This is a genomic window from Mesorhizobium sp. PAMC28654 (genome assembly GCF_020616515.1).
In the GTDB taxonomy this organism is placed as follows: Bacteria; Pseudomonadota; Alphaproteobacteria; order Rhizobiales; family Rhizobiaceae; genus Mesorhizobium.
In genome coordinates this window covers 736453-757555 of the sequence record NZ_CP085135.1, presented here as the reverse complement: position 1 = coordinate 757555, position 21103 = coordinate 736453, and the positions used below count along the sequence as shown (strand labels likewise).

General features: G+C 59.7%; 16 protein-coding genes and 1 pseudogene. 9 read left to right on the top strand and 8 right to left on the bottom strand.

All coding sequences use genetic code 11. The annotated features are described in order from the left end of the window. Positions 1 to 11 precede the first annotated feature (11 nt). From LGH82_RS03695 to LGH82_RS03685, 3 genes are all read left to right on the top strand, one after another. The gene (locus LGH82_RS03695; RefSeq protein ID WP_227347341.1) at positions 12 to 563 is read left to right on the top strand and encodes a phosphatase PAP2 family protein; all 552 of its coding nucleotides are present in this window, start codon (positions 12 to 14) and stop codon (positions 561 to 563) included. Positions 564 to 630: 67 nt separating this feature from the next. Then, a complete protein-coding gene (locus LGH82_RS03690; RefSeq protein ID WP_227347340.1) occupies positions 631 to 1293 on the top strand; it encodes a flagellar basal body-associated protein FliL in 663 nt (220 codons plus the stop codon). Positions 1294 to 1358: 65 nt separating this feature from the next. Continuing rightward, positions 1359 to 3434, top strand: a complete 2076-nt coding sequence (locus LGH82_RS03685; protein ID WP_227347339.1) for a bifunctional DedA family/phosphatase PAP2 family protein — start codon at positions 1359 to 1361, stop codon at positions 3432 to 3434. 97 nt (positions 3435 to 3531) lie between these two features. Here the strand turns inward: LGH82_RS03685 and LGH82_RS03680 are convergent, their stop codons facing one another. Further along, the gene (locus LGH82_RS03680; protein ID WP_227347338.1) at positions 3532 to 3810 is read right to left on the bottom strand and encodes a hypothetical protein; all 279 of its coding nucleotides are present in this window, start codon (positions 3808 to 3810) and stop codon (positions 3532 to 3534) included. On the opposite strand from LGH82_RS03680, the gene LGH82_RS33555 reads away from it, so the two are divergent. Both LGH82_RS33555 and LGH82_RS03675 read left to right on the top strand, forming a co-directional pair. Further along, the gene (locus LGH82_RS33555) at positions 3787 to 4059 is read left to right on the top strand and encodes a hypothetical protein (protein ID WP_413771460.1); all 273 of its coding nucleotides are present in this window, start codon (positions 3787 to 3789) and stop codon (positions 4057 to 4059) included. The genes LGH82_RS03680 and LGH82_RS33555 overlap by 24 nt on opposite strands. A gap of 104 nt (positions 4060 to 4163) precedes the next feature. After that, positions 4164 to 4355, top strand: a pseudogene (locus LGH82_RS03675) (recombinase family protein); the annotation flags it as partial. Between the two features lie 216 nt (positions 4356 to 4571). On the opposite strand, the gene acs reads toward LGH82_RS03675, so the two are convergent. The 5 genes from acs to LGH82_RS03650 all read right to left on the bottom strand — a co-directional run bounded on the left by acs (position 4572) and on the right by LGH82_RS03650 (position 11180). Continuing rightward, the gene (acs, locus tag LGH82_RS03670) at positions 4572 to 6527 is read right to left on the bottom strand and encodes an acetate--CoA ligase (RefSeq protein WP_227347337.1); all 1956 of its coding nucleotides are present in this window, start codon (positions 6525 to 6527) and stop codon (positions 4572 to 4574) included. 668 nt (positions 6528 to 7195) lie between these two features. Next, a complete protein-coding gene (locus LGH82_RS03665; RefSeq protein WP_227345406.1) occupies positions 7196 to 8017 on the bottom strand; it encodes an IS5 family transposase in 822 nt (273 codons plus the stop codon). A 201-nt stretch (positions 8018 to 8218) separates the two neighbouring features. Next, the gene (locus LGH82_RS03660; RefSeq protein WP_227347336.1) at positions 8219 to 9658 is read right to left on the bottom strand and encodes a hypothetical protein; all 1440 of its coding nucleotides are present in this window, start codon (positions 9656 to 9658) and stop codon (positions 8219 to 8221) included. Between the two features lie 9 nt (positions 9659 to 9667). Then, entirely contained in the window at positions 9668 to 10297 is a 630-nt protein-coding gene (gene mobA / locus LGH82_RS03655; protein ID WP_227347335.1) for a molybdenum cofactor guanylyltransferase MobA, read from the bottom strand. After that, a complete protein-coding gene (locus LGH82_RS03650) occupies positions 10287 to 11180 on the bottom strand; it encodes a formate dehydrogenase accessory sulfurtransferase FdhD (protein ID WP_227349471.1) in 894 nt (297 codons plus the stop codon). The genes mobA and LGH82_RS03650 overlap by 11 nt, the downstream gene beginning before the upstream one ends. 138 nt (positions 11181 to 11318) lie before the next feature. On the opposite strand from LGH82_RS03650, the gene glp reads away from it, so the two are divergent. The 4 genes from glp (at position 11319) to fdhF (ending at position 17524) form a co-directional block, all read left to right on the top strand. After that, positions 11319 to 12575, top strand: a complete 1257-nt coding sequence (gene glp / locus LGH82_RS03645; protein WP_227347334.1) for a gephyrin-like molybdotransferase Glp — start codon at positions 11319 to 11321, stop codon at positions 12573 to 12575. 75 nt (positions 12576 to 12650) lie between these two features. Then, positions 12651 to 12905, top strand: coding sequence for a sulfurtransferase TusA family protein (locus LGH82_RS03640; RefSeq protein WP_227347333.1), 255 nt, complete (start codon positions 12651 to 12653; stop codon positions 12903 to 12905). Positions 12906 to 13059: 154 nt separating this feature from the next. Continuing rightward, on the top strand, positions 13060 to 14733 hold the full coding sequence (locus LGH82_RS03635) for an NAD(P)H-dependent oxidoreductase subunit E (RefSeq protein WP_227347332.1): 1674 nt from the start codon (positions 13060 to 13062) through the stop codon (positions 14731 to 14733). Between the two features lies 1 nt (position 14734). Beyond that, a complete protein-coding gene (gene fdhF / locus LGH82_RS03630) occupies positions 14735 to 17524 on the top strand; it encodes a formate dehydrogenase subunit alpha (RefSeq protein WP_227347331.1) in 2790 nt (929 codons plus the stop codon). 277 nt (positions 17525 to 17801) lie between these two features. On the opposite strand, the gene LGH82_RS03625 is transcribed toward fdhF, so the two are convergent. Both LGH82_RS03625 and LGH82_RS03620 read right to left on the bottom strand, forming a co-directional pair. Then, positions 17802 to 18569: a substrate-binding domain-containing protein gene (locus tag LGH82_RS03625; RefSeq protein WP_227347330.1), complete on the bottom strand. Its 768-nt coding sequence runs from the start codon at positions 18567 to 18569 to the stop codon at positions 17802 to 17804. Between the two features lie 569 nt (positions 18570 to 19138). Beyond that, positions 19139 to 21097 carry a molybdopterin biosynthesis protein gene (locus LGH82_RS03620; RefSeq protein ID WP_227347329.1) on the bottom strand — a complete coding sequence of 653 codons (1959 nt, stop codon included), beginning with the start codon at positions 21095 to 21097 and terminating at the stop codon, positions 19139 to 19141. Positions 21098 to 21103: the final 6 nt, after the last annotated feature.

The window sequence follows — 21103 nt, the reverse complement described above, 5'->3', positions numbered from 1 at the left end:
ATGGTGATGGAATGGAAAAACTGGATGCCCAGGTCACGGGCTGGATCAACAACCTTTCAGGGCACAACAACCTGATCGATTTAATCATGATCGCTGTCACACAGGCGGGTGTGCCACTGTTGATACTGGCCGTGGTGGCGTCCTGGTGGTGGGGTGGCGGCAGTCGCTCCGAGAGGCATGTTGCGGTTGCCTGCGGCCTGTCGTTCCTGCTTGGATTGGCCCTCAACCAGATTATTCTGCTCCTCGTGCATCGCATGCGTCCCTACGACGCCGGCGTTTCGCACCTGCTGATCACGCGCAGCGCCGATCCGTCGTTTCCTTCGGATCATGCCACCGCCAGTTTTGCCGCCGTCTTCAGCTATGCGTTCAACGCCCGTGTCCGCAAGGCACTGTGGTTCGTCGCGGCCGCCCTGCTTGTCGTGATTTCCCGTGTCTATGTCGGGACCCATTATGTCGGCGACATCGTGGGGGGTGTGGCGACCGCCCTTGTCGCCGCCGGACTGGTCCGGATCGCATACCGGGAGGACACCCGCGTCGATCGATGGGTGACCGGAATTCTGTAATGAGCGTCGGTGAAATCCGTGATGTCGGGCAGATGCCGCAGCTCAAAAAAACCGCGAGGGCTCAAAAATGGCGCACGAATCCTTTTCATCGAACCGGATCAATCGCTCCCGCTTGCTTGCCCTTGCCTATCTCTTGCTGGTCATGTCGCTCGTGACTCCGGTATCCGCCAGCGCCGCTCCCGAAGCTAAAATGGCGAGCCTCGCGGATGCGACGGTGCTGATCATACGTCATGCCGAAAAGCCCGACAGCGGGACTGGGCTATCGCCTGCGGGGGAGGCACGCGCTCAGGCCTATGTCGGGTATTTTCAGCATCTCACGCTGAACGGTGCTGCGTTTCGGCCTGATACGCTGATAGCGACCGCAGATTCCAAAAACAGTGCGCGCGAGCGACAGACCCTGGAGCCATTGGGCCGGGCACTCCGGATTCCGCTGGACCTGAGATTCGACAACAAGGACATCGCGGGCCTTGTTCGTGCATTGATGGCGGAACCCCACCGGAAGTCCGTTCTTATTGCCTGGCATCACGGCACCTTGCCGCAGATCATAGAGGCACTTGGTGGTGACCCGCACGCAGTTCTGCCTGACGGATACTGGCCGGACAACGTTTTCGACGCCTTCGTGGTGCTTCGCTACGACCATGGCGGGAAATTCATCCCCGGCTCTGAACAGATCATTCACGAAGATTTCGCAAACCCGCCGGGACTGATAAGGGGAGCGAGCTCCCGATGAGCCCCTCCCCCGTAAAAAGGCTGCGCCGGGTGCTCCTGAGCTTTCGTCAAAAAGGGGGACGATAGATGTCCTTTTTCTCGGCGCTCACGGACTACATCGCTTCGCATCCACATCTGGCCTATGCGGCGATCTTTCTGCTGGCTCTGTCGGAGTCCGTTCCGGTCATCGGCGCGGTCGTTCCTGGAACGGCCATCATCGTCAGCCTTGCCGCTCTTGTCCCAAGCGGTGTGCTGAGGCTCTGGCCGATGTTGATTTCAGCCTCTTTGGGCGCGATCGTCGGCGACGGCCTGTCTTTCTGGCTTGGCCATCGCTACCACAGGGAAATCCTGCAGCGGTGGCCGTTGAACCGTTATCCCGAACTCATCGCGCGCAGCGAGGCGTTCTTCGAACGGCACGGCGGCAAGAGCGTCTTTCTGGCGCGCTTCACGCCTGGCGTCCGTGCGTTCATTCCGCTCGTGGCAGGCATGCTGCAAATGCAGGCCCGCCGTTTTTACTACGCCAACATCCTCTCGGCATTCGTCTGGGCGCCGTCGCACATCCTGCCTGGCGTGTTCGTCGGCGCGTATTTCAGCGTTGCCGGCGCTGCGGCAGGCCGGCTCGCGGCCCTCCTTGTCGCGGTGATCTTTGTCCTGTGGGTCACCATTTGGGTCGTCCGCTACGCAGTACGCCGCGGCATTCCCATCCTTCTGGTCTATCTGGGCCGCCTAGGACAATGGGCAGATGCCCGCGATACTTGGACGAGCCGTCAAATCCGCTCACTGCTCGATCCGGCCCAGAAGGAAGCCAAGATTCTCGCGGCGCTGGCGCTGCTGCTCGTCGTCGCTGCCTGGACCTTCTTCGGCATCCTCGAGGACGTCGTCAGCGGCGATCCGCTGGTACGCACCGATGCTGCGGTCTATCGAATCCTTCAAGATCTGCGGACGCCGTTGGGCGATTCCTTGATGGTCGGCTTCACTGAACTGGGCGACACAACTGTAGTGATTGTGATTGCCGTCCTCGTGTTCCTATGGCTGGCCTGGAAGCGCGCCTGGCGCACCGCCGCTTACTGGGCGGCGGCTATCGGCGGCGCCGCAGCCATCAACACGGGCATCAAGGTGGCCTTACACCGTGCGCGCCCCACTGAGAACCTCTATTCCGGTTGGAGCGATTTCTCCTTTCCCAGCGGCCACAGCACCGAGAACGCCGTTCTGTATGGTTTTCTGGCTTTCCTGATCGCTCGGCGCGTCCGACCAGCTTGGGGTCTCCCGGTCGCGCTCGCAGCGGCCGTTTTGGTGGCTTTGATCGCCTTCTCCCGGCTCTACCTCGGTGCCCACTGGTTTTCCGACGTGGCGGGCGGATTGGCATTCGCGACGGCATGGTTGGCTCTGCTCTGCATAGCCTACTTGCATCATCAACCGCCCGAAAAGGGCGCCGGAGGTCTCTTGGCCGTTGCCTGCGCCGGCCTGGTCGTCGCAGGTGGATTCCATATCTACCGCAACCACGCTAAGGACATGGAGCGTTACGCCGTCCAATACGAAGCACCGTCGATTCTCGTGGCGGATTGGTGGGCGCGGGATTGGCAGCAGTTGCCCGTGCAGCGGATCGATCTCGCAGGCGAGATCGAGGAACCGTTGACATTCCAATGGGCCGGAAGCCTGGAAAACCTCGAAGCAGATCTGACGCAAAAGGGCTGGCGGCCGCCGGCTCCGTGGACGTTGGCCGGCGCTCTCGGGTGGTTCACGCCACGTCCCGGTCCGATGGTCCTTCCAACGTTGCCCTACATGGAGCGCGGGCGCCTGCCGAGCCTTACGCTGGTCCATCCCCGCGACGAGGTAGGCGGCACCAACTCGCGTTTCGTGCTCCGGATGTGGGCCACCGACATTGATTTGCGAAACGGCCACCTGACGGAACTCTGGATCGGGTCGGTTGTCGAGGAACAGCTGGGTAATCGCTTCCCGCTCTTCACGGTGACACAGGCGCAGCCCGACGCGAACGGACCACGCGACCTTCTGGCTGCGTCTCTCGACGCCGGCCGCCTGGTGACCCGGCCCGATCATAGTCCGACCCCTGATTGGGACGGCCAGGTTCTGCTGGCGCGCGACGGAAGGATTCCTGCCAATCCAGGAACAGGAGCTTTGCAGGGTGGCGTTGCCAGTCCCTGACCGAGACGATTCGTGACGCAATATCGAAATGCATGAGACGAGCAGACGATATCATTTTCACTCCTTCGCAAGTGGCGCGCACATCACAATCCTAGTCCTACTCAATGCAAGCGCAGGCACAGTTCAGCGAGCCGACTACGATGTCGATGCATTCGTTCGAACCGAGCTTCACGCGCGGATTGGAAGCCGAGGTGCGAATGGCGGGCGGAAGCCAGATCGCGGAGGTGGCCGACAGCTTGGTCACGGCGAAATCACCCGGCGGCGAGCCAAGGACCCTCGTGGTCGGCGGGGGCAATGGCACTCTCGGTTCCGTGGCGTCGGCGATCGCGGGAACGCATGTCGTGCTGGGGTTCTGCCGCTCGGTACCCTCTATCATTTCGACAGCGATCTCGGTTTGTCGAGTGATTTGGACGCGGCCTTGGATGTCATCGCCGCCGGCCGTGTCGAGCGGATCGATGTCGCGGAGATGAACGGCGGGGCTTCCTCAACAACTCGTCCATTGGCGTCTATCCCTTTCTCGTCGCCGAACGAACCGCCGAACAGAAACGTTTGGGCGCCGGAAAACTTGCCGCGCTCGGCCCGGCGCTTGTCCGTACGCTCAAGGCTTCATCGTGGAAGCGGGTGAGGATTTCGATCAGCAACGGGCGAGAACAGCGGAAGAAGTTGCTCGGCGAGGCGCTGAATTCCTCGACAAATACACACTCGACGATCTCATTCTCCGCCCCGTCGATTTCGGGATCAAGCCTGCCGCTTGACCGGCATCCGAGACCGCTTACCGCATGGGGCGATACGCTTGTGGTGCGATGGGTGGATCGGCTCGGCCGGGCCTACCGAGATGTCTGCGACGTGATCAGGGAGTTCATGCGCAGAGGCGTTAGCAATAGAACGGTCATCAACAACATGACCTCTGACGGTGCAAGCGACAGGCAATGTTTGCCTGCAATCCCCGCCCGTCAATAGCCGAATAATCCGAAACTCTCCCGGCATGATACCCACGGAAAACGTCTCATCGCAACCAAAGTCAGAGTTTACGACAAAGCCGATCCCGGAGGACATTCGTAGTCACTGCCGAAAAACCTTTGCGAGGCAATCGGTTTGTTCGCGGACGGTGGCGCTTTGCTTCAAAGAACTGCGTCTTCAGACCGCACCCGCGTTCCGTAACAACGCGTCGTGCCCTTGGATCAAGGACGCAACGACGTCGGGTTCGGCAAGTGTGGAAGTGTCTCCAAGGTCATCGGATCGACCCTCGGCGATCTTCCGCAGGATCCTGCGCATGATCTTGCCAGATCGCGTCTTTGGCAGCGCCGGAGCCCACTGGATGACATCGGGCGTCGCGATAGGGCTGATTCTCTTCCGAACCGTTGCTACGAGTTCGCGTCTGACGTTCGCGTTTTCCTGCTCGCCGAGTTTCAGCGTCACGAAGGCGTAGATGCCCTGCCCTTTCATGCTGTCCGGAATTCCAACAACCGCAGCTTCCGCCACGCGCGGATTGCCGACCAGCGCGCTCTCGATTTCGGCGGTCCCCAACCGATGCCCGGAAACGTTGATCACGTCGTCGACGCGCCCGGTGATCCAGTAATACCCATCCTTGTCACGTCGACAGCCGTCGCCTGTGAAATAGAGGCCCGGATACCGCGCAAAATAGGTTTCCTCAAATCGTTTGCGATCACCAAGGATTGTTCTGACCATTCCGGGGCCACCGTCCGATAGACAGAGATTTCCTTCGCCGACGCCATCAACCGTACGACCATCCTGATCCACGATTACCGGAACCACTCCCAAGAACGGGCGCGTGGCAGATCCTGGCTTCAGCGGGGTAACGCCCGGAATGGGCACGATCATGATCGCCCCGGTTTCGGTTTGCCACCAGGTGTCAATCACGGGACAGCGTCTGACGCCTACGACTTCATAGTACCAGCGCCACGCTTCGGGATTTATGGGCTCGCCAACGCTACCCAATACCCGCAGCGACGAGCGGCCGGTGCGTTCGACGGCCGCATTGCCTTCGCGCATCAGCGCTCTGATGGCTGTAGGCGCGGTGTAGAAAATAGTGACGCCGTATTTGTCGCAGATCTCCCAGAAACGAGACGGCGAGGGATATGTCGGTATTCCCTCGAAGAGCAGCGTCGTCGCGCCGTTGGCGAGCGGACCGTAGACGATATAGCTGTGGCCAGTCACCCATCCGACATCGGCGGTGCACCAGTAGACGTCGTTCGGTTTGCAATCGAGAACGTAGCGGTGGCTGAGAGCGCAGGCGACGAGATAGCCTCCAGTCGAATGCACTATGCCCTTAGGCTTTCCGGTCGATCCCGACGTGTAAAGGACGAAGAGAGGGTCCTCTGCTCTCATCCACTCCGGATCGCAGTGCGAATCCATGGATTCGACCAGTTGGTCATAAGAGACGTCACGCTGGGCGTTCCAGTTCGACCTGTCCCCGGTCCTTTTGATGACGATGCAGCATTCGATTGACGGGCAATTCTTCAGTGCTTCTTCGACGTAGCGCTTCAGTGGAATTCGCTTTCCTCCGCGCACCCCCTCATCGGCGGTGATGATCAGGCGGGAACGGCAATCCCTGACGCGGTCGGCGAGAGCGTCCGGCGAGAATCCGGCAAATACTACCGAGTGGATCGCTCCGATCCGTGCGCAAGCCAGCATGGCGATGGCGGCTTCTGGAATCATGGGCAGGTAGATGGTGACAAAATCGCCTTTTCGAACTCCAAGCGACTTGATTCCATTGGCAAGGCGGCAGACGGCTTGATGGAGTTGGCGATAGGTTAGCCGCTCGTCTGTGCCAGGTTCGTCTCCTTCCCAAATCAGCGCCGTCTGGTCTCCGCGCAACTCGAGGTGGCGGTCGATGCAATTGCACGAAGCGTTCAAAAGGCCGTCTTCGAACCAGCGAATATGCACGTGTTGTGGCCCGTAACTCACCGACCGAGCTTGGGTGTATGGACGGCGCCAGTCGAGACACAGCCCGTGTTCCATCCAGAATGCTTCCGGGTCTTTGATCGACCGGTCGTACCAGTCATCCCAGGTACTGGCGTCAATCGAGGCCGGGTAGTTCTCGACAATTATGGTTTGATCATATTCAGACATGAAATCGTTCCTTCCGCCGACCCGGACCGACCGGGCCGCCCGACACATCAAATGCAAAAACAGCAACTGACGCGTCGCACGATCGCGAAAGCCCGCGTCAGCGTTGAGAATCCACCAGAATGCCAGTTCGACATCATCGAACGTTGATCGAAGGCGGCCCGCGCCGCAGATGGGCAAAGTTTAGAGAAGGAAATAACAACAAGACAAGCGAAATTAAATCATATTTAAGAACAAGAAAATTGTACTGATCTTCGATCTTTTTCTGACCGAGGACATAAAGGGACGTCGAACAGTGACAGCGGCAGCCGTCGACAAACTGTGCCGTTGCGGCTGTTCAGTTGGGTCTGATCCGCAGTCTCGCCCGTGCTGACGTCAGGGCGCGTCAGTAAGGTGTGAGACATGAAAAACACGATGTTGCACAGCATTCGGGCTTTTGGGCCCTTCCCGGTCACGCGCAGTACGAATCCGCGACCGGTTCGATCGCAAGCCACGCCACCCTTCCAGTCGCCGATCCATTTGCTCTTCGTCGAGCCGCGCGCGGACCGGTTGTTCGTTGGCGGCTCGAGCGTTTCTCAGCCACTCAGCCCCGCTTGCTTGCCGTAACCTTCCTCAATCTGCAATGCAGCATCCGTACCTTAGAGTCTGACTCATAATATTTCTGATGGATATCATGGATTTGCGATGCGCCGTGTCATGAGTTGAACGGATGCGAGGAGCAGCCAAGCGGTGGAGCTTTCGATGGTCTGCTCGAAGTCCTTGGACAGGCGTCGGTTGCGGCCGAACCAGGCGAAGGTTCGTTCCACCACCCACCGGCGCGGGAGCAGGACGAAGCCTTTTGCGGCGTCGGATCGCTTGATGATTTCGAGGGTCCAGCCACCTTTTCCCCTGAGCGCGGTCTGGAGTTTTTCACCGGCGTAGCCGCCATCGGCGAAGACGTGGCGCAGCCAGGGAAAGCTTTCCCGAATAGAAGCCAGAACCTCGGGGGCGCCGTCTCGGTCCTGGATGTCAGCGGTATGGACGATCGCGCCGACCAGCAGGCCCAAGGTGTCGGTCAGGATATGGCGCTTTCGGCCTTTGATCTTCTTGCCCGCATCGTAGCCACAAAGCCCGCCGCTTTCAGTGGTTTTCACGCTTTGGCTGTCGATTACGCCGGCGCTGGGCGACGCCTCCCGACCTGCGGCGACACGCACGGCCACCAGCAGCAGGTGGTTGATCGTGTTCCAAAGGCCGCTGTCGCGCCAAGCGTAGAAATAGCGCTGCACCGTCGATACCGGCGGCAAGTCCCTGGGCAGCATTCGCCAAGGCAGACCGCTACGCAGCACATAAAACACGCCCTCCATGATAGACCGCTGCGACCATTTCGGCGGGCGGCCAAGCGCCGAGCGAGGCGGAAGCAGCGGTTCCAGAACCATCCATTCCGCGTCCGTCAAATCGCTTGAATAACGTAGTCCCTTTCGGGCATGCTTGGCGCGGGTGATATCAGTCCACATGTGATGCTCCGTCGAGGCTTCGCAACTCCGATTGAATCACAAGTCATTGATAGCACCCAACTTCTTTTTGGGTCAGACACTTAGGCGAGAAGTCGCGCCAAGATCCTGCTTAAGCGTCCACGCGAGCACCGCTCCGACCGATATGTAATGCTCCGGCTTCACCCGTCCCCACCATCGTGAAAGCCTTAAGTTGTTGGGGCGTTACACGCAGTTTTTCCGCGCCAAATTCACACTCTTGTCGAATCGAGCGGGGTTGAAATGGTACAGACTGTAGATGTCGGAAATTGATCCGACAACCTTGCCATAAAGGCTAAATGTGGAATGATATTTCGGATCGGCGCCTGTACTATTCCACGAGCCTGACAGCTCCAACGTATCATTCTTGACTTCGAGCTTGAAGTCCGGCGCCACAACGGCAGCGCCCACAATTTCGAATCCTTTGAGCCCACCGACATCACTGGAAAAAGTCGTGCTGTAAGGCGAACCTTCTGCTCGCAGAAGAAATCGCATATGGCCGTTCTTACAAAATAGCGTGAGTTGCTTCTTGCCATCATTCGATTTTGAGAAGGCAACGAGACCCTTGCCGTAGGGCTCGATTACCCAAGGCGCGAACTCCTCCGGCTCATACGCAATCTTTGTGTTTTTCGCTTCCTCAGCGGTCAGCCACCTGATGTCCGACGAAGACGTGCCAGCCATCATCGGCACGATACCGGGGTCAATGCCCATTGCCATGAAATGCTTCAGCACCAGACTCATGACCTTTTGGGTGTCGGAAAAATTCGCAATCAAATCATCAACAGTCACATTTCGTTGCGAGAATATGTTCTCGAAATCCACCGACAGTTGATGGATACCCACTCGCGAGCCCTCACTTGCGCCCCGTTGAATCCCACCAACAAACGCGAGCACACAGGAACTGGCACAAATGCCCGCCTCAACTCGGGAGTAGTCCCCGTCCTTAGCTGTTTTTGCAACGGCTGTCCGGAAGCCTCTGCTCCGGATCAGTTCGCCAAGTCTTATTCCTTCAAGGACGCTACCGCCGGGAGAATTGAGGACGACGCGTTGGTTCTTCCATAGCTCCGTATCTTCTAAGAATTTCTCGAATTTTTCTGTATCGTGGAGTTCTATCGGGCCATCAGCATAAATCCATGTACTTTCCCCGTCGATGCGTGCCGCGCCATTGAAATGTGCCGAAAATTCGAGGGCGCTCACCTCACTCGAAGCTAATGAACTTACGAACACTACGAAGGGAATAGCAAAGCGATGAAAATTCCACCCAACTAACATACCATTCAGTCCCCAATAACCCACTTCCGCGCAATCGTATTTGGGCGCGGTTCCAGTGGCTTCATGCCCCACAATTGCGTGTGCTATCAAGAGTGCTGTGCCGACCGCACGGGGATCACCGCGGGCGCTTGCGGTGATTCTGCTTTTCAGAGATCGAAATGCTCCATTCATATTCCGGGATCGAGCGTGCATGTGGCAGATGGTGCAGCTTTGACGGGTCCGGCTTTGAGGGCGCCGGCGATGAATCGTCGCGACCGATGGTGCATTCGAGATGCCGTCTCCGGGAGGAACCGTTGCTTTAACGGGACGATTCAAACCCTGCTGCCCGCCGACAGAAGTGATTTTCTCCGACACTGTGCGGGCCTAGTCGTCAAGCTGACCCGCCAACCTCTCAGCCTCGGCCATGTCTTCCGGCGTGTTAGCATTGAAAAAGGGATCTAAAGGCTCCAGCGGCCACGTCACTTTCGCTAACCGATACCGTTCGGTCCAACGGTCGATTTTTCGCACATCTTCTTCAACGAGGGCGTGCCGCAGTTCATGACGCAGAGCAACGCTCCATAGGCCGATCACAGGATGTGTCTGGTCGCCCGACGCCGCCACTGCAAGTTGGGCGTCCTGGTCCACCCGCGCACTCTGAAGGCGATCAACGAGGTCGCGCGGTAGAAAAGGGCAGTCTCCGGGGGCGCTTACAACCCATTCCGTTTCGAGCCTATTCGCCGCCGTCCAGTCGAGCGCCGCAAGCACGCCTGCAAGGGGTCCAGGTAAGTCTCCGACTGTGTCGGGAATGACCGTTAGCCCGAACGAAGCGAAACGTTTGGGGTCGCCATTGGCATTCAGGATTAGGCCGTCGCATTGCGGGGCGAGACGCTCGATCACTCGGCTGAGGATCGTGCGCCCGCCTATTTGACGCATCGGCTTATCGCCGCCCCCCATGCGCCGCGCCAGACCGCCCGCGAGAACAACGCCGACCGTCGGAATGCTGTCATTCGTCATTTTCGCCGCCCTTTCGCCTGTGCCGGGACGGTTCTTCCTCGACCTGCTCGATATCCTGGTCAAACACGATCCTTTTTTCGCCGGAAAGCGCGGTGAACCGTTTGCCGCGCGCTCGTCCGACCAAGGTCAAACCGACCTGTCGTGCAAGCGCCACTCCCCAAGCCGTGAATCCAGATCGCGAAACGAGGATTGGAATGCCCATGCGCACGGTCTTGATGGTCATTTCGGAGGTGAGCCGGCCAGTCGTGTAGAGGATTTTGTCTGCCGGATTGACGTCGTGGCGGTACATCCAGCCAGCAATCTTGTCGACCGCGTTGTGACGACCGACATCCTCCATGTAACAGATTGGAATTCCTTCTCTGCACAGAACGCAGCCATGGATCGCGCCTGCCTCAAGATAGAGCGAAGGCGTGGTGTTGATGATACGGGTCATCTGATAGAGCCAGGAGGTCCGCAGTTCGGCCGCTGGCAGATCGATTTCTTCGAGCGCCTCCATGAGATCGCCGAAGGCGGTGCCTTGTGCACAGCCAGATGTCAGCGTCCGCTTCTTCAGCTTCTGTTCGTAGTTGGTGTTACGCTCGGTCCGCACGACGACCACCTGGAGGTCATCGTCATATTCGACCTCGGTGACGACATCGTCCGGCTTGAGCATGTTCTGGTTGAGCAGGTAGCCGAGAGCCAAATACTCCGGATAATCGTTGATCGTCATCATGGTGACGATTTCCTGCGCGTTGAGATAGAGCGTGAGCGCTCGCTCGGCAGGCACGTTGATTTCGACGAGCGCGCCAGTGTGATCGATGCCGCTTACCCTCTCAGTAAGGCGGGGGGCGGCCGGGTCCGGCATAACGACAGCCAATTCAGGAACGACTTTGACAGTTTGCATTGTGTTCTCGCAGTGTTGGCGAACGGGCCGAGTGCTGGAGTCCGCCTGAAAATGCTCGCCCGCTGGTGGCTGATGATATAGGCCGACCTGGGAAGGCTGGCCAATCTTTTGCGCTGGTGGAACATTGCGGTAGTTGAAATGGCACAACTTTCGGACGATTGCTTCGCGTTCGGCGGCCCGCTTATCCCGGTCGACGAAATCCTCGCGCTTATCGCGTCGCGCCTTGGCCCCCTGGATGGACACGAACTCGTGACGCTTGGCGCGGCCGATGGCCGCATTCTTGCCCACGATCTTCTGGCGCCATTGCCACTACCCCCCTTCACCAATTCGGCGGTCGACGGCTACGCCATTCGTGGCGCCGATATCCCCGATGCTGCTGCCCAGAGCTTTCCCGTTACAGACTATGTTCAGGCTGGCATGGCTGCACGCCAGGCCATGGCACCCGGCCAAGCCATTCGCATCTTCACTGGGGCGCCGATGCCGGACGGTGCGGACACGGTGTTCATGCAGGAAGATGTCGTTGTCGGCCCCGCCGATAGCGTAACGCTGCCGCCCGGTCTGAAGCGGGGTTCAAACGTACGCCCGACGGGCGAGGATATCCCCTTGGGGAAAAAGGTTTTGAAAGCAGGTCACCAGCTTCGTCCTCAAGACGTCGCCCTGGTTGCGGCATTGGGCATGACAGGCGTCGAGGTGACCAAGCCGGTAAGGGTCGCCATTTTCTCGACCGGCAACGAAATTGTTGCCCCCGGAGCAGAACGTGGAGCCTCGCAGCTTTTCGATTCCAACCGCTTCATGTTGTCAGCAATGGCTTCACGCCTGGGCTGCTTGGTCACAGATCTTGGCATTCTGAGAGACGATCGCGCGGCGATCGCCGAAGTCCTGGATGCTGCAGCCTCGACGCACGATCTGATCCTTACATCCGGGGGCGTATCAACAGGCGAAGCCGATTTCGTCAAGGCAAGTGTCGAAAGCGTGGGAACGCTTGTGTTCTGGCGCGTCGCAGTCAAACCCGGCCGCCCCGTTGCCATGGGAGTCATCAAAGGCACCCCGTTCATAGGACTGCCTGGGAATCCGGTCGCGAGTTTTGTCACGTTCGCCTTGATTGCCCGGCCGGCGATCATGGCTCTGGCGGGAGCGTCGCCGGCCCCAATAGCAAAAATGCCGATCCGAGCTGCATTCTCCTACCGAAAGAAGGTGGGGAGACGTGAGTATGTCCGCGTCAATTTTCGCCAAGGGCAGGACGGCTTGCCGGAAGCTGTCAAGTTTCCGCGAGAGGGTGCAGGCCTGCTTTCATCCCTTGTCGACACAGATGGTCTTATCGAACTCGACGAGGAAAGCACCGAGGTCAAAGTGGGCGATATAGTCGGATTCATCCCCTACTCCTTCCTGATCTAGCGTTCCTGTGGTGAGCCATGCCATGCGCTGCCTTGGCCAATTGACGGCAAGCGATGCCCTTGCGAGGCTCAGAGGATGAAGACCACAAAGCTTGACCTATCAGGCCTGAAATGCCCGCTGCCAGCGCTGAAGACGCGCAAGGCACTTTCGTCAATCGAACGGGGCGACAGGCTCGAAGTCCATTGTACGGACCCTTTGTCCGCCATCGACATTCCCAACCTCATCAACGAAACGGGAGACTGCCTCGAAAGCACCGATCGCGCCGGGAACAGCATCGTATTTCTGATCACAAAGGCAAGCGCCTCTCCTGCAAAGCCCAAGCGTTTCTAGCTGGTTTGACGCTTGCCCTTGTCATTGGTTGCCAATTCGCGGCACGCCTGTCGCATTTCTTCTCGCATCGAGCGATCAGTACGCTAAGTTTGGAGAAGCTGGACCCACTGCAACAGGTCGCGGCTCTGACGATTCGACGGAAGGGAATGTGTGCATGACGATGCAAGCTCGGCGCCCTCGCGATCGAGGACCGAAGGGACGAGCCCTTGAGGATACCGCGCTCAGGGAGGTCCAGGACCTGCTTATGGGTCGACAGCGCCGCCGCGATCTCCTGATCGAATTTCTGCATCTGATACAAGACGCGTATGGATGCCTGTCGGCGCGCCATCTTCGGGCGCTGGCCGAGGACATGCGCCTTTCGCAAGCCGAGGTTTACGAAGTCGCGTCGTTCTATGACCATTTCGACGTCGTCAAGGAGGGCGAGGCACCGCCGGCACCGCTGACGATCCGGGTGTGCGACTCGATCAGTTGCATGCTTGCCGGAGCGGAAAGCCTTCTGGACGATCTCGCCTCGAAGGTCGATCCCGCCGCTATCCGGGTCATGCGCGCGCCCTGCATGGGTCGGTGCGCTTCGGCGCCCGCGGCGCGTATCGGGGACCGAGAAGTCGATCACGCCACGGCCGAACGGCTGTCGGAGATGGCGCAGATTGGCGATACGAAAGTCGCGGTGCCGGAATATATAGGCTTTGAAGCCTACCATGCGGCCGGCGGTTACCAGCTTCTGCAGAAGGTGCGCGACGGCGTCCTCTCCACCGAGGCCATCATCGCGACCATGCAGGGTGCGGGCCTGAGAGGACTTGGCGGGGCTGGCTTCCCGGCTGGCAAGAAATGGGAGTTTGTCCGCTCCTACAAAGGCCCCCGGTTGATGTCGATCAATGGTGACGAGGGTGAGCCTGGTACATTCAAGGATCGGGTCTACCTCGAACGTGCCCCCCATCGCACATTGGAGGGTGCGCTGATCGCTGCCCATGCGGTGGAAGCCGGTCACATCTATTTCTACATGCGCGACGAGTATCCGGCGGTGCTTCAAATCCTTCGAAGCGAAATCGCCGCGCTCGAACTGGCCGGTATCGCCGAGCCCGGATTTATCGAGCTTCGGCGTGGTGCCGGCGCCTACATTTGCGGCGAGGAAAGTGCGATGCTGGAGAGCATCGAAGGCAAGCGTGGCCTGCCGCGCCACCGCCCGCCCTACATCGCTGAAGTCGGCCTGTTCGGGCGGCCAACGCTCAATCACAATGTCGAGACACTTTGGTGGATCCGCGACATCGTGGAAAAGGGCGCGGAATGGTTTGCGGGCCTGGGCAGGCCTGGTCACCCCGGGGTGCGCTCATGGTCCGTCTCGGGTCGCGTGAAAAACCCAGGGGTCAAGCTGGCGCCGGCCGGTATCACGGTTCGCGAGCTGATTGAGGACTACTGCGACGGCATGCAGGACGGCCACACGTTCAAGGCTTACCTGCCGGGTGGTGCGTCTGGCGGCATCTTGCCGGCGTCCATGGGCGACATCCCTCTCGATTTCGGCGGTGAACTTGCCAAGCAAGGCGCATTTGTCGGCTCCCATGCGGTGGTGGTATTTTCCGACCAGGACAGCGCCAAGGCAGCGACGGTCAATCTGCTTAAGTTCTTCCGGCATGAGAGCTGCGGTCAGTGCACCCCATGCCGCGAGGGAACCGGAAAAATGGTTTCGCTGCTGGAGAAGGATGGTCCCCTCAACGAGGCCGGACTGCGCGACCTGGAGATGGTGATGCGCGATTCCTCGATCTGCGGCTTGGGCCAGGCGGCTCCCAACCCGGTCAACCATCTGCTCAAACACTTCCGCGAGGATATCTGAAATGGCTGGTCAGATTGAATTCACCTTAGACGGGAAGTCCGTCACAGCGGCTGACGGCGAGACCATCTGGCAGGTTGCCAAGCGCGAAGGTACCGCCATTCCAAACCTGTGCCATGTTGATCTTCCAGGCTACCGTGCTGACGGCAACTGCCGGGCCTGCATGGTCGATATCGAGGGCGAACGGGTACTGGCGGCGTCTTGCATCCGCAAGCCGACGACCGGGATGGTGGTCAATACCGCCACCGAACGCGCGGAAAAGTCGCGCGCGATGGTGTTCGAGCTGCTCGCCAGCAACATGCGGCCTGCAAGTGACGGCCCGGACAACCAGTCGAAGTTCTGGCAGTGGGCCAGTTCAATGGGTATCTCGGGAAGCGACCGTTTCGACTCCAAGTTCCACGAAGGCGAGGCTGCCGGGTTTGACATCTCCAACCCTGCGATCGCTGTCAACCTGGATGCATGTATCGCCTGCGGGGCCTGTGTCCGTGCCTGCCGGGAGGTTCAGGTCAACGACGTCATCGGCATGGCCGATCGTGGCGGGCATACGGTCCCTGTGTTCGATATGCACGACCCTATGGGCCTGTCGACCTGCGTGACTTGCGGCGAGTGTGTGCAAGCCTGTCCGACGGGCGCGCTTTACGAAAAAACACTGATGGACAAGTCGGCCAAGACCCGCGTTGTCCAGGACTTCGACAAGGTCGTCGATACGCTGTGCCCCTTCTGTGGCGTCGGCTGCCAGACAAGCGTGGCTGTGAAGGACAACCGCATTGTCCAGGTCGATGGCCGCAACGGCCCGGCGAACGAGAATCGTCTTTGCGTGAAAGGGCGCTTCGGCTTCGACTATGCGATGTCCCCGGACCGCCTGACCAAGCCCCTTATCCGTCGTGACGACGCCCCGAAATTCGGTGAAGCCGATTTGCGCAACGTCGATCCATTGACCGTATTCCGCGAGGCCACCTGGGAAGAGGCGATGGAACGTGCGGCCGCAGGTTTCAAGAAAATCCTCAAGGATCATGGCGGCCCGGCGCTCGCCGGCTTCGGCTCTGCCAAGGGATCGAACGAGGAAGCCTATTTGTTTCAGAAGTTCGTCCGCCAGGGCTTCGGCACCAACAATGTCGATCACTGTACCCGGCTTTGCCACGCCTCATCCGTCGCCGCCTTGATGGAAGGCGTCGGCTCCGGCGCCGTGTCGGCGCCGTTCATGGATGCCATGAAGGCCGAATGCGCCATCATCATCGGCGCGCGTCCGACGACCAACCATCCTGTCGCCGCGACGTATTTCAAGCAGGCGGTAAAGCGCGGCCTGAAATTGATCATCATGGATCCGCGTGGCCAAGACCTGATGCGCTATGCCACGCATTCCCTGCGCTTCAAGGCGGGCAGCGATGTCGCCATGCTCAATTCGCTGATCCACACAGTCATTGAGGAGAAGCTTTACGACGAGCAGTACATCCAGGCCAATGTGACCGGCTTCGAGGCGCTGAAGGCCAAGGTCAAGGATTTTTCGCCCGAGGCCATGGCTGAGGTCTGCGGCATCGAAGCCAGTATTTTGCGCGATGTTGCGCGGATGTATGCGCGATCCGAGCGTTCAATGATTTTCTGGGGCATGGGCATTTCTCAACATACCCACGGCACCGACAATTCGCGCTGCCTGATCGCCCTTGCCCTGATCACAGGACATGTCGGCCGCCCCGGCACAGGCCTCCACCCGTTGCGCGGTCAAAACAACGTGCAGGGAGCTTCTGACGCGGGACTGATCCCGATGTACTATCCCGACTACAAATCGGTCGAAAACATCGACATTCGCGGGCAATACGAAAACTTCTGGGGTCAGACGCTCGACCCCAAGCGCGGCCTGACGGTGGTTGAGATCATCGACGCCATCCATGCCGACGAAATCAAGGGCATGTACATCATGGGAGAAAACCCGGCGATGTCCGACCCGGATCAAACCCATGCCCGCGCGGCACTTGCCAAGCTCGATCATCTGGTGGTGCAGGACATTTTCCTGACAGAGACTGCCTGGCACGCCGATGTAGTACTGCCGGCGTCCGCCCATGCCGAAAAGTTCGGCACCTACACCAACACCAACCGTCAGGTGCAGATGGGTCGCCCCGCCCTCGAGCTTCCGGGCGATGCGCGTCAGGATCTCGACTTGATCATCGACCTCGCCAACCGCATGGGTCTCGGCTGGGAGTACAAGGATGTATCCGACGTCTACACCGAGATGGCGCAGGTCATGCCGTCGCTGAAACACATTTCATGGGAGCGGGTCGAGCGTGAGGGTTCGGTCGTCTATCCGGCAGACGGCGTGGATGTACCAGGCAATGAAGTAATCTTCTCGTCGGGCTTCCCCACCACCGATGGGCGGGGCCGCATCGTGCCGACCGACCTGCTCCCGCCCGACGAGGTTCCGGATGAGGACTATCCGCTGGTGCTGACGACCGGTCGCATGCTGGAACATTGGCACACCGGCGCCATGACCCGGCGCGCCGGAGTGCTCGACGCAATCGAGCCGCAAGGCATCGCGGCGATGAACCCTTACGAGATCAAACGGCGCGATCTGTCGGTGGGTGATGTCATCCAGGTTGAAACGAGACGTGGAACGATCGATGCGATCTTGCGGGCAGACCGCGAGGTCGCCGACGGGATGATCTTCATACCGTTCTGTTTCAACGAAAGCCCGGCAAACAAGTTGACCAACCCGATGCTTGATCCATACGGCAAAATACCGGAGTTCAAATATTGTGCCGCCCGTGTCGCGCAAAAGGCTCATGCAGAGGCGGCGGAATAGTCGACCTCAGCATTTGGTTCGCCAAGATGCGTTGCCGGCATCGGCCGTCGAGAGCAGACTAGCGTTTATTGACGGCTAGTTTGGGGAGTTTGGGATTGGAAATGACAAGCCTTTCGGCAAGAGCTCGATCTGCGTCGACGAAGCGCGCAAGTTAATAAATGCAGGCATGCGCCCTGCCCGCTCCCCGGTCGCTCGGGCCGGCGAGACCGTTAAGGTCACCCCGTTTAATGCTATGGCCGGTTTTGATTTCCCTGCGAACTGCCGCGACTTTGCTGACTCAGATTCCCTTCGAAAGCGCTACCGGCTGAAAGCCAAAATCCTGCAGCAGCTTCTGTCCGGCCGCCGAGAGGATAAACAATGCGAAGGCCATTCCAGCCAAGGAGCAGTCCTGAAGTGCGACCAAGGTATATTCTGGCACGACGTTCAGATTCGCCGGAATCTTCATCGTTTTGACCCCTTGTACCTCCTCCGCTAGCCCCTTCAAGCTCGTGCGATAGCCGAGAAACACATGGGCGGAACCCGTCGCTAGCGCCGCCGCGATCGGGTCATAACGCCCCGGCGGATTTGCCGTTCCGGAACCGCCGATCAACTGCTGTGCCTTCGCCTCCAGAATGGCGAAACTGCCAGGCCTGAGTTTTTCAGCACGCCGGAAAATCGCCCAGGCATAGTCACCTGAGGGATCCTTTAACGGCGTTGAGGTAGCAATGCCGATCGCAGGATCGAGCAGCCGGTCAATGAAATTCGCCGTCGTGAAGCCTGCATCCCGGCGCACCGCGGCGGCTATGATGTTGCGGGCAAATACCACCGGTGGCTGCGCGAGACCCAAGGCGGCGAGACGGGCAGGATGAGCGAAGTTGGCGGAAAGGAAGACATCAGGCCGCTCACCTTCCTCAATGCGCTCCCTTAGCAGGCCGGCCGGACCATGCCGCGTTTCTACAGTGACCCCGCTCATGTTCGAAAAAGCGGAAACCAAGGATGGGAGGACAAACCTCAAGCTTCTCGCGGCATATATAAGTATCGTTGGGTGAGGCGGAGGGGGTTTCATCGACGTACACAATCCAAGGCATTTTCCACCGGTGACCCCGAAAGCTTCTCCCTACCGCCCCCTCGTGAGGGTTCCCATCCTATGCGCGATCGGGCCTAATTGTATTTCTATACAACGCGAGCGACCGGTTGTCGCTGAGGGTCTCTCGCGTTGACGCAATGCGATGATTGAAGGTCTCAAAGCCAACAATCGCAATTGGGCGGCTCGGAAGGTGGCGTCCGATCCAGGCTTTTTAAGTGACTGAAGGCCAGCAGGCGCCCAAGTAGCTCCGGATTGATTGCTCCGACAACCGGGTACCTACCTTAACGCGACTTGCCCGGCAAACGTCCCATGCCCACCAGACGAAAGGTCCGTGCCGCGCATGGCATAACCGTCGACAGGGGAATTGATTGAAAGGCAGTAGTGCAGCGGAGCGACGATATCCTTCACAAGGAAGCGTCCGTCTGACAGGCAAGCAAAAGAACTGCAGTTCTTCCCACCGCACCGAGGCGAGCGGAGAGCAGAGTCACCCGCGTCAGTCGAGGATCTTTCCGAGGCCGAACAACTGGCAAAACTGGCCGCTGATTGATTCACGCGGGCCGGAAACCCGCTTCTTCCATCGCAATACGGCTTGCGGGCGACTGCAGCGCGGCCAGGAATGCCTGGACCGCCGGCCGCGACTTGCGCATCGAGACCAGCGCGAAATCGTAGTGCTCTTCGGTCAGCGCAATGAAGTCGAGGCCGGCGGCGCGCGCGACGGGCGCAATGGTAACACCCCAATCAGCGCGCCTTTGCACCACCGCTGCCGCGACGGCATTGTGCGAGCGCGGCTGGTTCCAGTAACCGTCCGGTCGCGCTTGCCCAAGCAATTTGTCAATGAGAATGCGGGTTCCTGCACCCTGATTGCGGTTGACCATCATGCAGGTCGGATCGGCAAGGGCCGTAGCAAGCGCGTCTTCAGCAGACTTGCCCTCGAAGCGCGTATCGCCCGGCCGATAGGCGATGCCCTGCATGCGCCGCCAGCCGAGCACGAGTTCCAACCCCTCGCTCAGGAACGGCGTGTTGTAGGTCTGGGTGCGGTCATCGAAGAGGTGAATCGGTGCCAGGTCGCATTCGCCACGCCTTGCCGCCGCCAGCCCGCCAAGGCTGCCGACGGCAAGCGATCGAGTAGACAGGCCGGCGCGCGCAAGCGGCGCCAGCACCAAATCGAGCCCGGTGCAATGACTGCCTATGATGACGAGATCCGGCACCCTCACATGCGGCGTAAAAAGCGCTACCTCGACCAGCGCGCCGCCAGGCATGTGGTCGGCAAGCGCGTCGATGCGCACGAACCCATCAGCCTGGGCAAACGAGGTGACCGCGCCGGAGCCCTTGCCGGTCGGATAGGCGACCAGCCCGTTTTCACCTTCAATCAGCGACACCATGACAAATTCGGTGCGGCCAAGTTCTGAACCGATGCGCAGCGGAATTGTTGCAGCTACCTGCATCTCAGCCCTCGGCGGCAGACCGGCCATGCGGCGCAGCACCGGCACGATCATGTCGTGGAAGGTGAACATCGCCGACGTCGGGAAGCCCGGCAGGATGACGACCGGCTTGCCGTCGCAGACAGCAAGGCACAGCGGCTTGCCGGGCTTCAGCGCCACACCATGCGCGATGATGCCCGGTTTGCCGAGGCGGGAGATGATGCGGTGGCTGACATCGCCGGCGCCCTTCGAAGACCCGCCGGACAGGATCAGCATATCGGAAGCCTTAAGTGCCTCGCGCATGGCGCTTTCGAGCAGAGCTTCGTCGTCAACAATAGCGCCGAAGAACACCGCCTCCCCGCCATTTTCGCTGATTGCCGCGCTGACGACCGAGCCGTTGGCGTCGTAGACGGCCGCGGGACGCAAGGGCTCGCCTGGCTGGACCAGTTCGTCCCCTGTCGACAGCACTGCAACGCGAGGCTTGCGTGCAACAGCGACGCGCGAAATGCCACAGGTGGCCAACATGCCGATTTCGCGCGAGCCAATCTGGGTTCCCGCGCGGAGCAAAACCTCACCGCGGGCAATGTCGGATCCGGCATAGGATACGAATTGGCCAGGCGATGCGCTGCGCCGGATCTCGATGGCGTCATCTTCCGTAGGCTGGGTATGTTCCACCATGACGACTGCATCAGCGCCGCGAGGGAGCGGCCCACCGGTCGCGATTGCAGTTGCGGTGCCGACCCGCACGGTCTCATTAGGCGCCACGCCGCAAGCGATGATTTCTTCATTTAACGAAAGGCGCGCGAAGGCTGCTTCCGATGCGGATGCGATATCAGCGGATCGCACGGCAAAGCCATCGACATTTGATCGGTCGAATGGCGGCGCGTCGACCGGCGCAACGATATCGCAGGCCAGCGCTAGGCCGAGCGCGTCTGCCAGCAGGCGCTCTTCTTGGAACACGTCGCGTGGAAACAGCGCCGCCTCAAATCGGGCCATCGCTTCCTCGCGCGATAGGATGGCCAGAAACTGGTCCTGAGCGATCCCTCGCCGCTGGCGGGAAGCTGACGGCTGAGAAGATTTGGTCATATCGGC

Excerpts from the sequence above, each read along its gene's own strand:
- LGH82_RS03695 (WP_227347341.1), top strand. The coding sequence starts at position 12 with ATGGAAAAACTGGATGCCCAGGTCACGGGCTGGATCAACAACCTTTCA.
- LGH82_RS03690 (WP_227347340.1), top strand. The coding sequence starts at position 631 with ATGGCGCACGAATCCTTTTCATCGAACCGGATCAATCGCTCCCGCTTG.
- LGH82_RS03685 (WP_227347339.1), top strand. The coding sequence starts at position 1,359 with ATGTCCTTTTTCTCGGCGCTCACGGACTACATCGCTTCGCATCCACAT.
- LGH82_RS03680 (WP_227347338.1), bottom strand. The coding sequence starts at position 3,810 with ATGATAGAGGGTACCGAGCGGCAGAACCCCAGCACGACATGCGTTCCC.
- acs (WP_227347337.1), bottom strand. The coding sequence starts at position 6,527 with ATGTCTGAATATGATCAAACCATAATTGTCGAGAACTACCCGGCCTCG.
- LGH82_RS03665 (WP_227345406.1), bottom strand. The coding sequence starts at position 8,017 with ATGTGGACTGATATCACCCGCGCCAAGCATGCCCGAAAGGGACTACGT.
- mobA (WP_227347335.1), bottom strand. The coding sequence starts at position 10,297 with ATGACGAATGACAGCATTCCGACGGTCGGCGTTGTTCTCGCGGGCGGT.
- LGH82_RS03650 (WP_227349471.1), bottom strand. The coding sequence starts at position 11,180 with ATGCAAACTGTCAAAGTCGTTCCTGAATTGGCTGTCGTTATGCCGGAC.
- glp (WP_227347334.1), top strand. The coding sequence starts at position 11,319 with ATGGCACAACTTTCGGACGATTGCTTCGCGTTCGGCGGCCCGCTTATC.
- LGH82_RS03640 (WP_227347333.1), top strand. The coding sequence starts at position 12,651 with ATGAAGACCACAAAGCTTGACCTATCAGGCCTGAAATGCCCGCTGCCA.
- LGH82_RS03635 (WP_227347332.1), top strand. The coding sequence starts at position 13,060 with ATGACGATGCAAGCTCGGCGCCCTCGCGATCGAGGACCGAAGGGACGA.
- fdhF (WP_227347331.1), top strand. The coding sequence starts at position 14,735 with ATGGCTGGTCAGATTGAATTCACCTTAGACGGGAAGTCCGTCACAGCG.
- LGH82_RS03625 (WP_227347330.1), bottom strand. The coding sequence starts at position 18,569 with ATGAAACCCCCTCCGCCTCACCCAACGATACTTATATATGCCGCGAGA.
- LGH82_RS03620 (WP_227347329.1), bottom strand. The coding sequence starts at position 21,097 with ATGACCAAATCTTCTCAGCCGTCAGCTTCCCGCCAGCGGCGAGGGATC.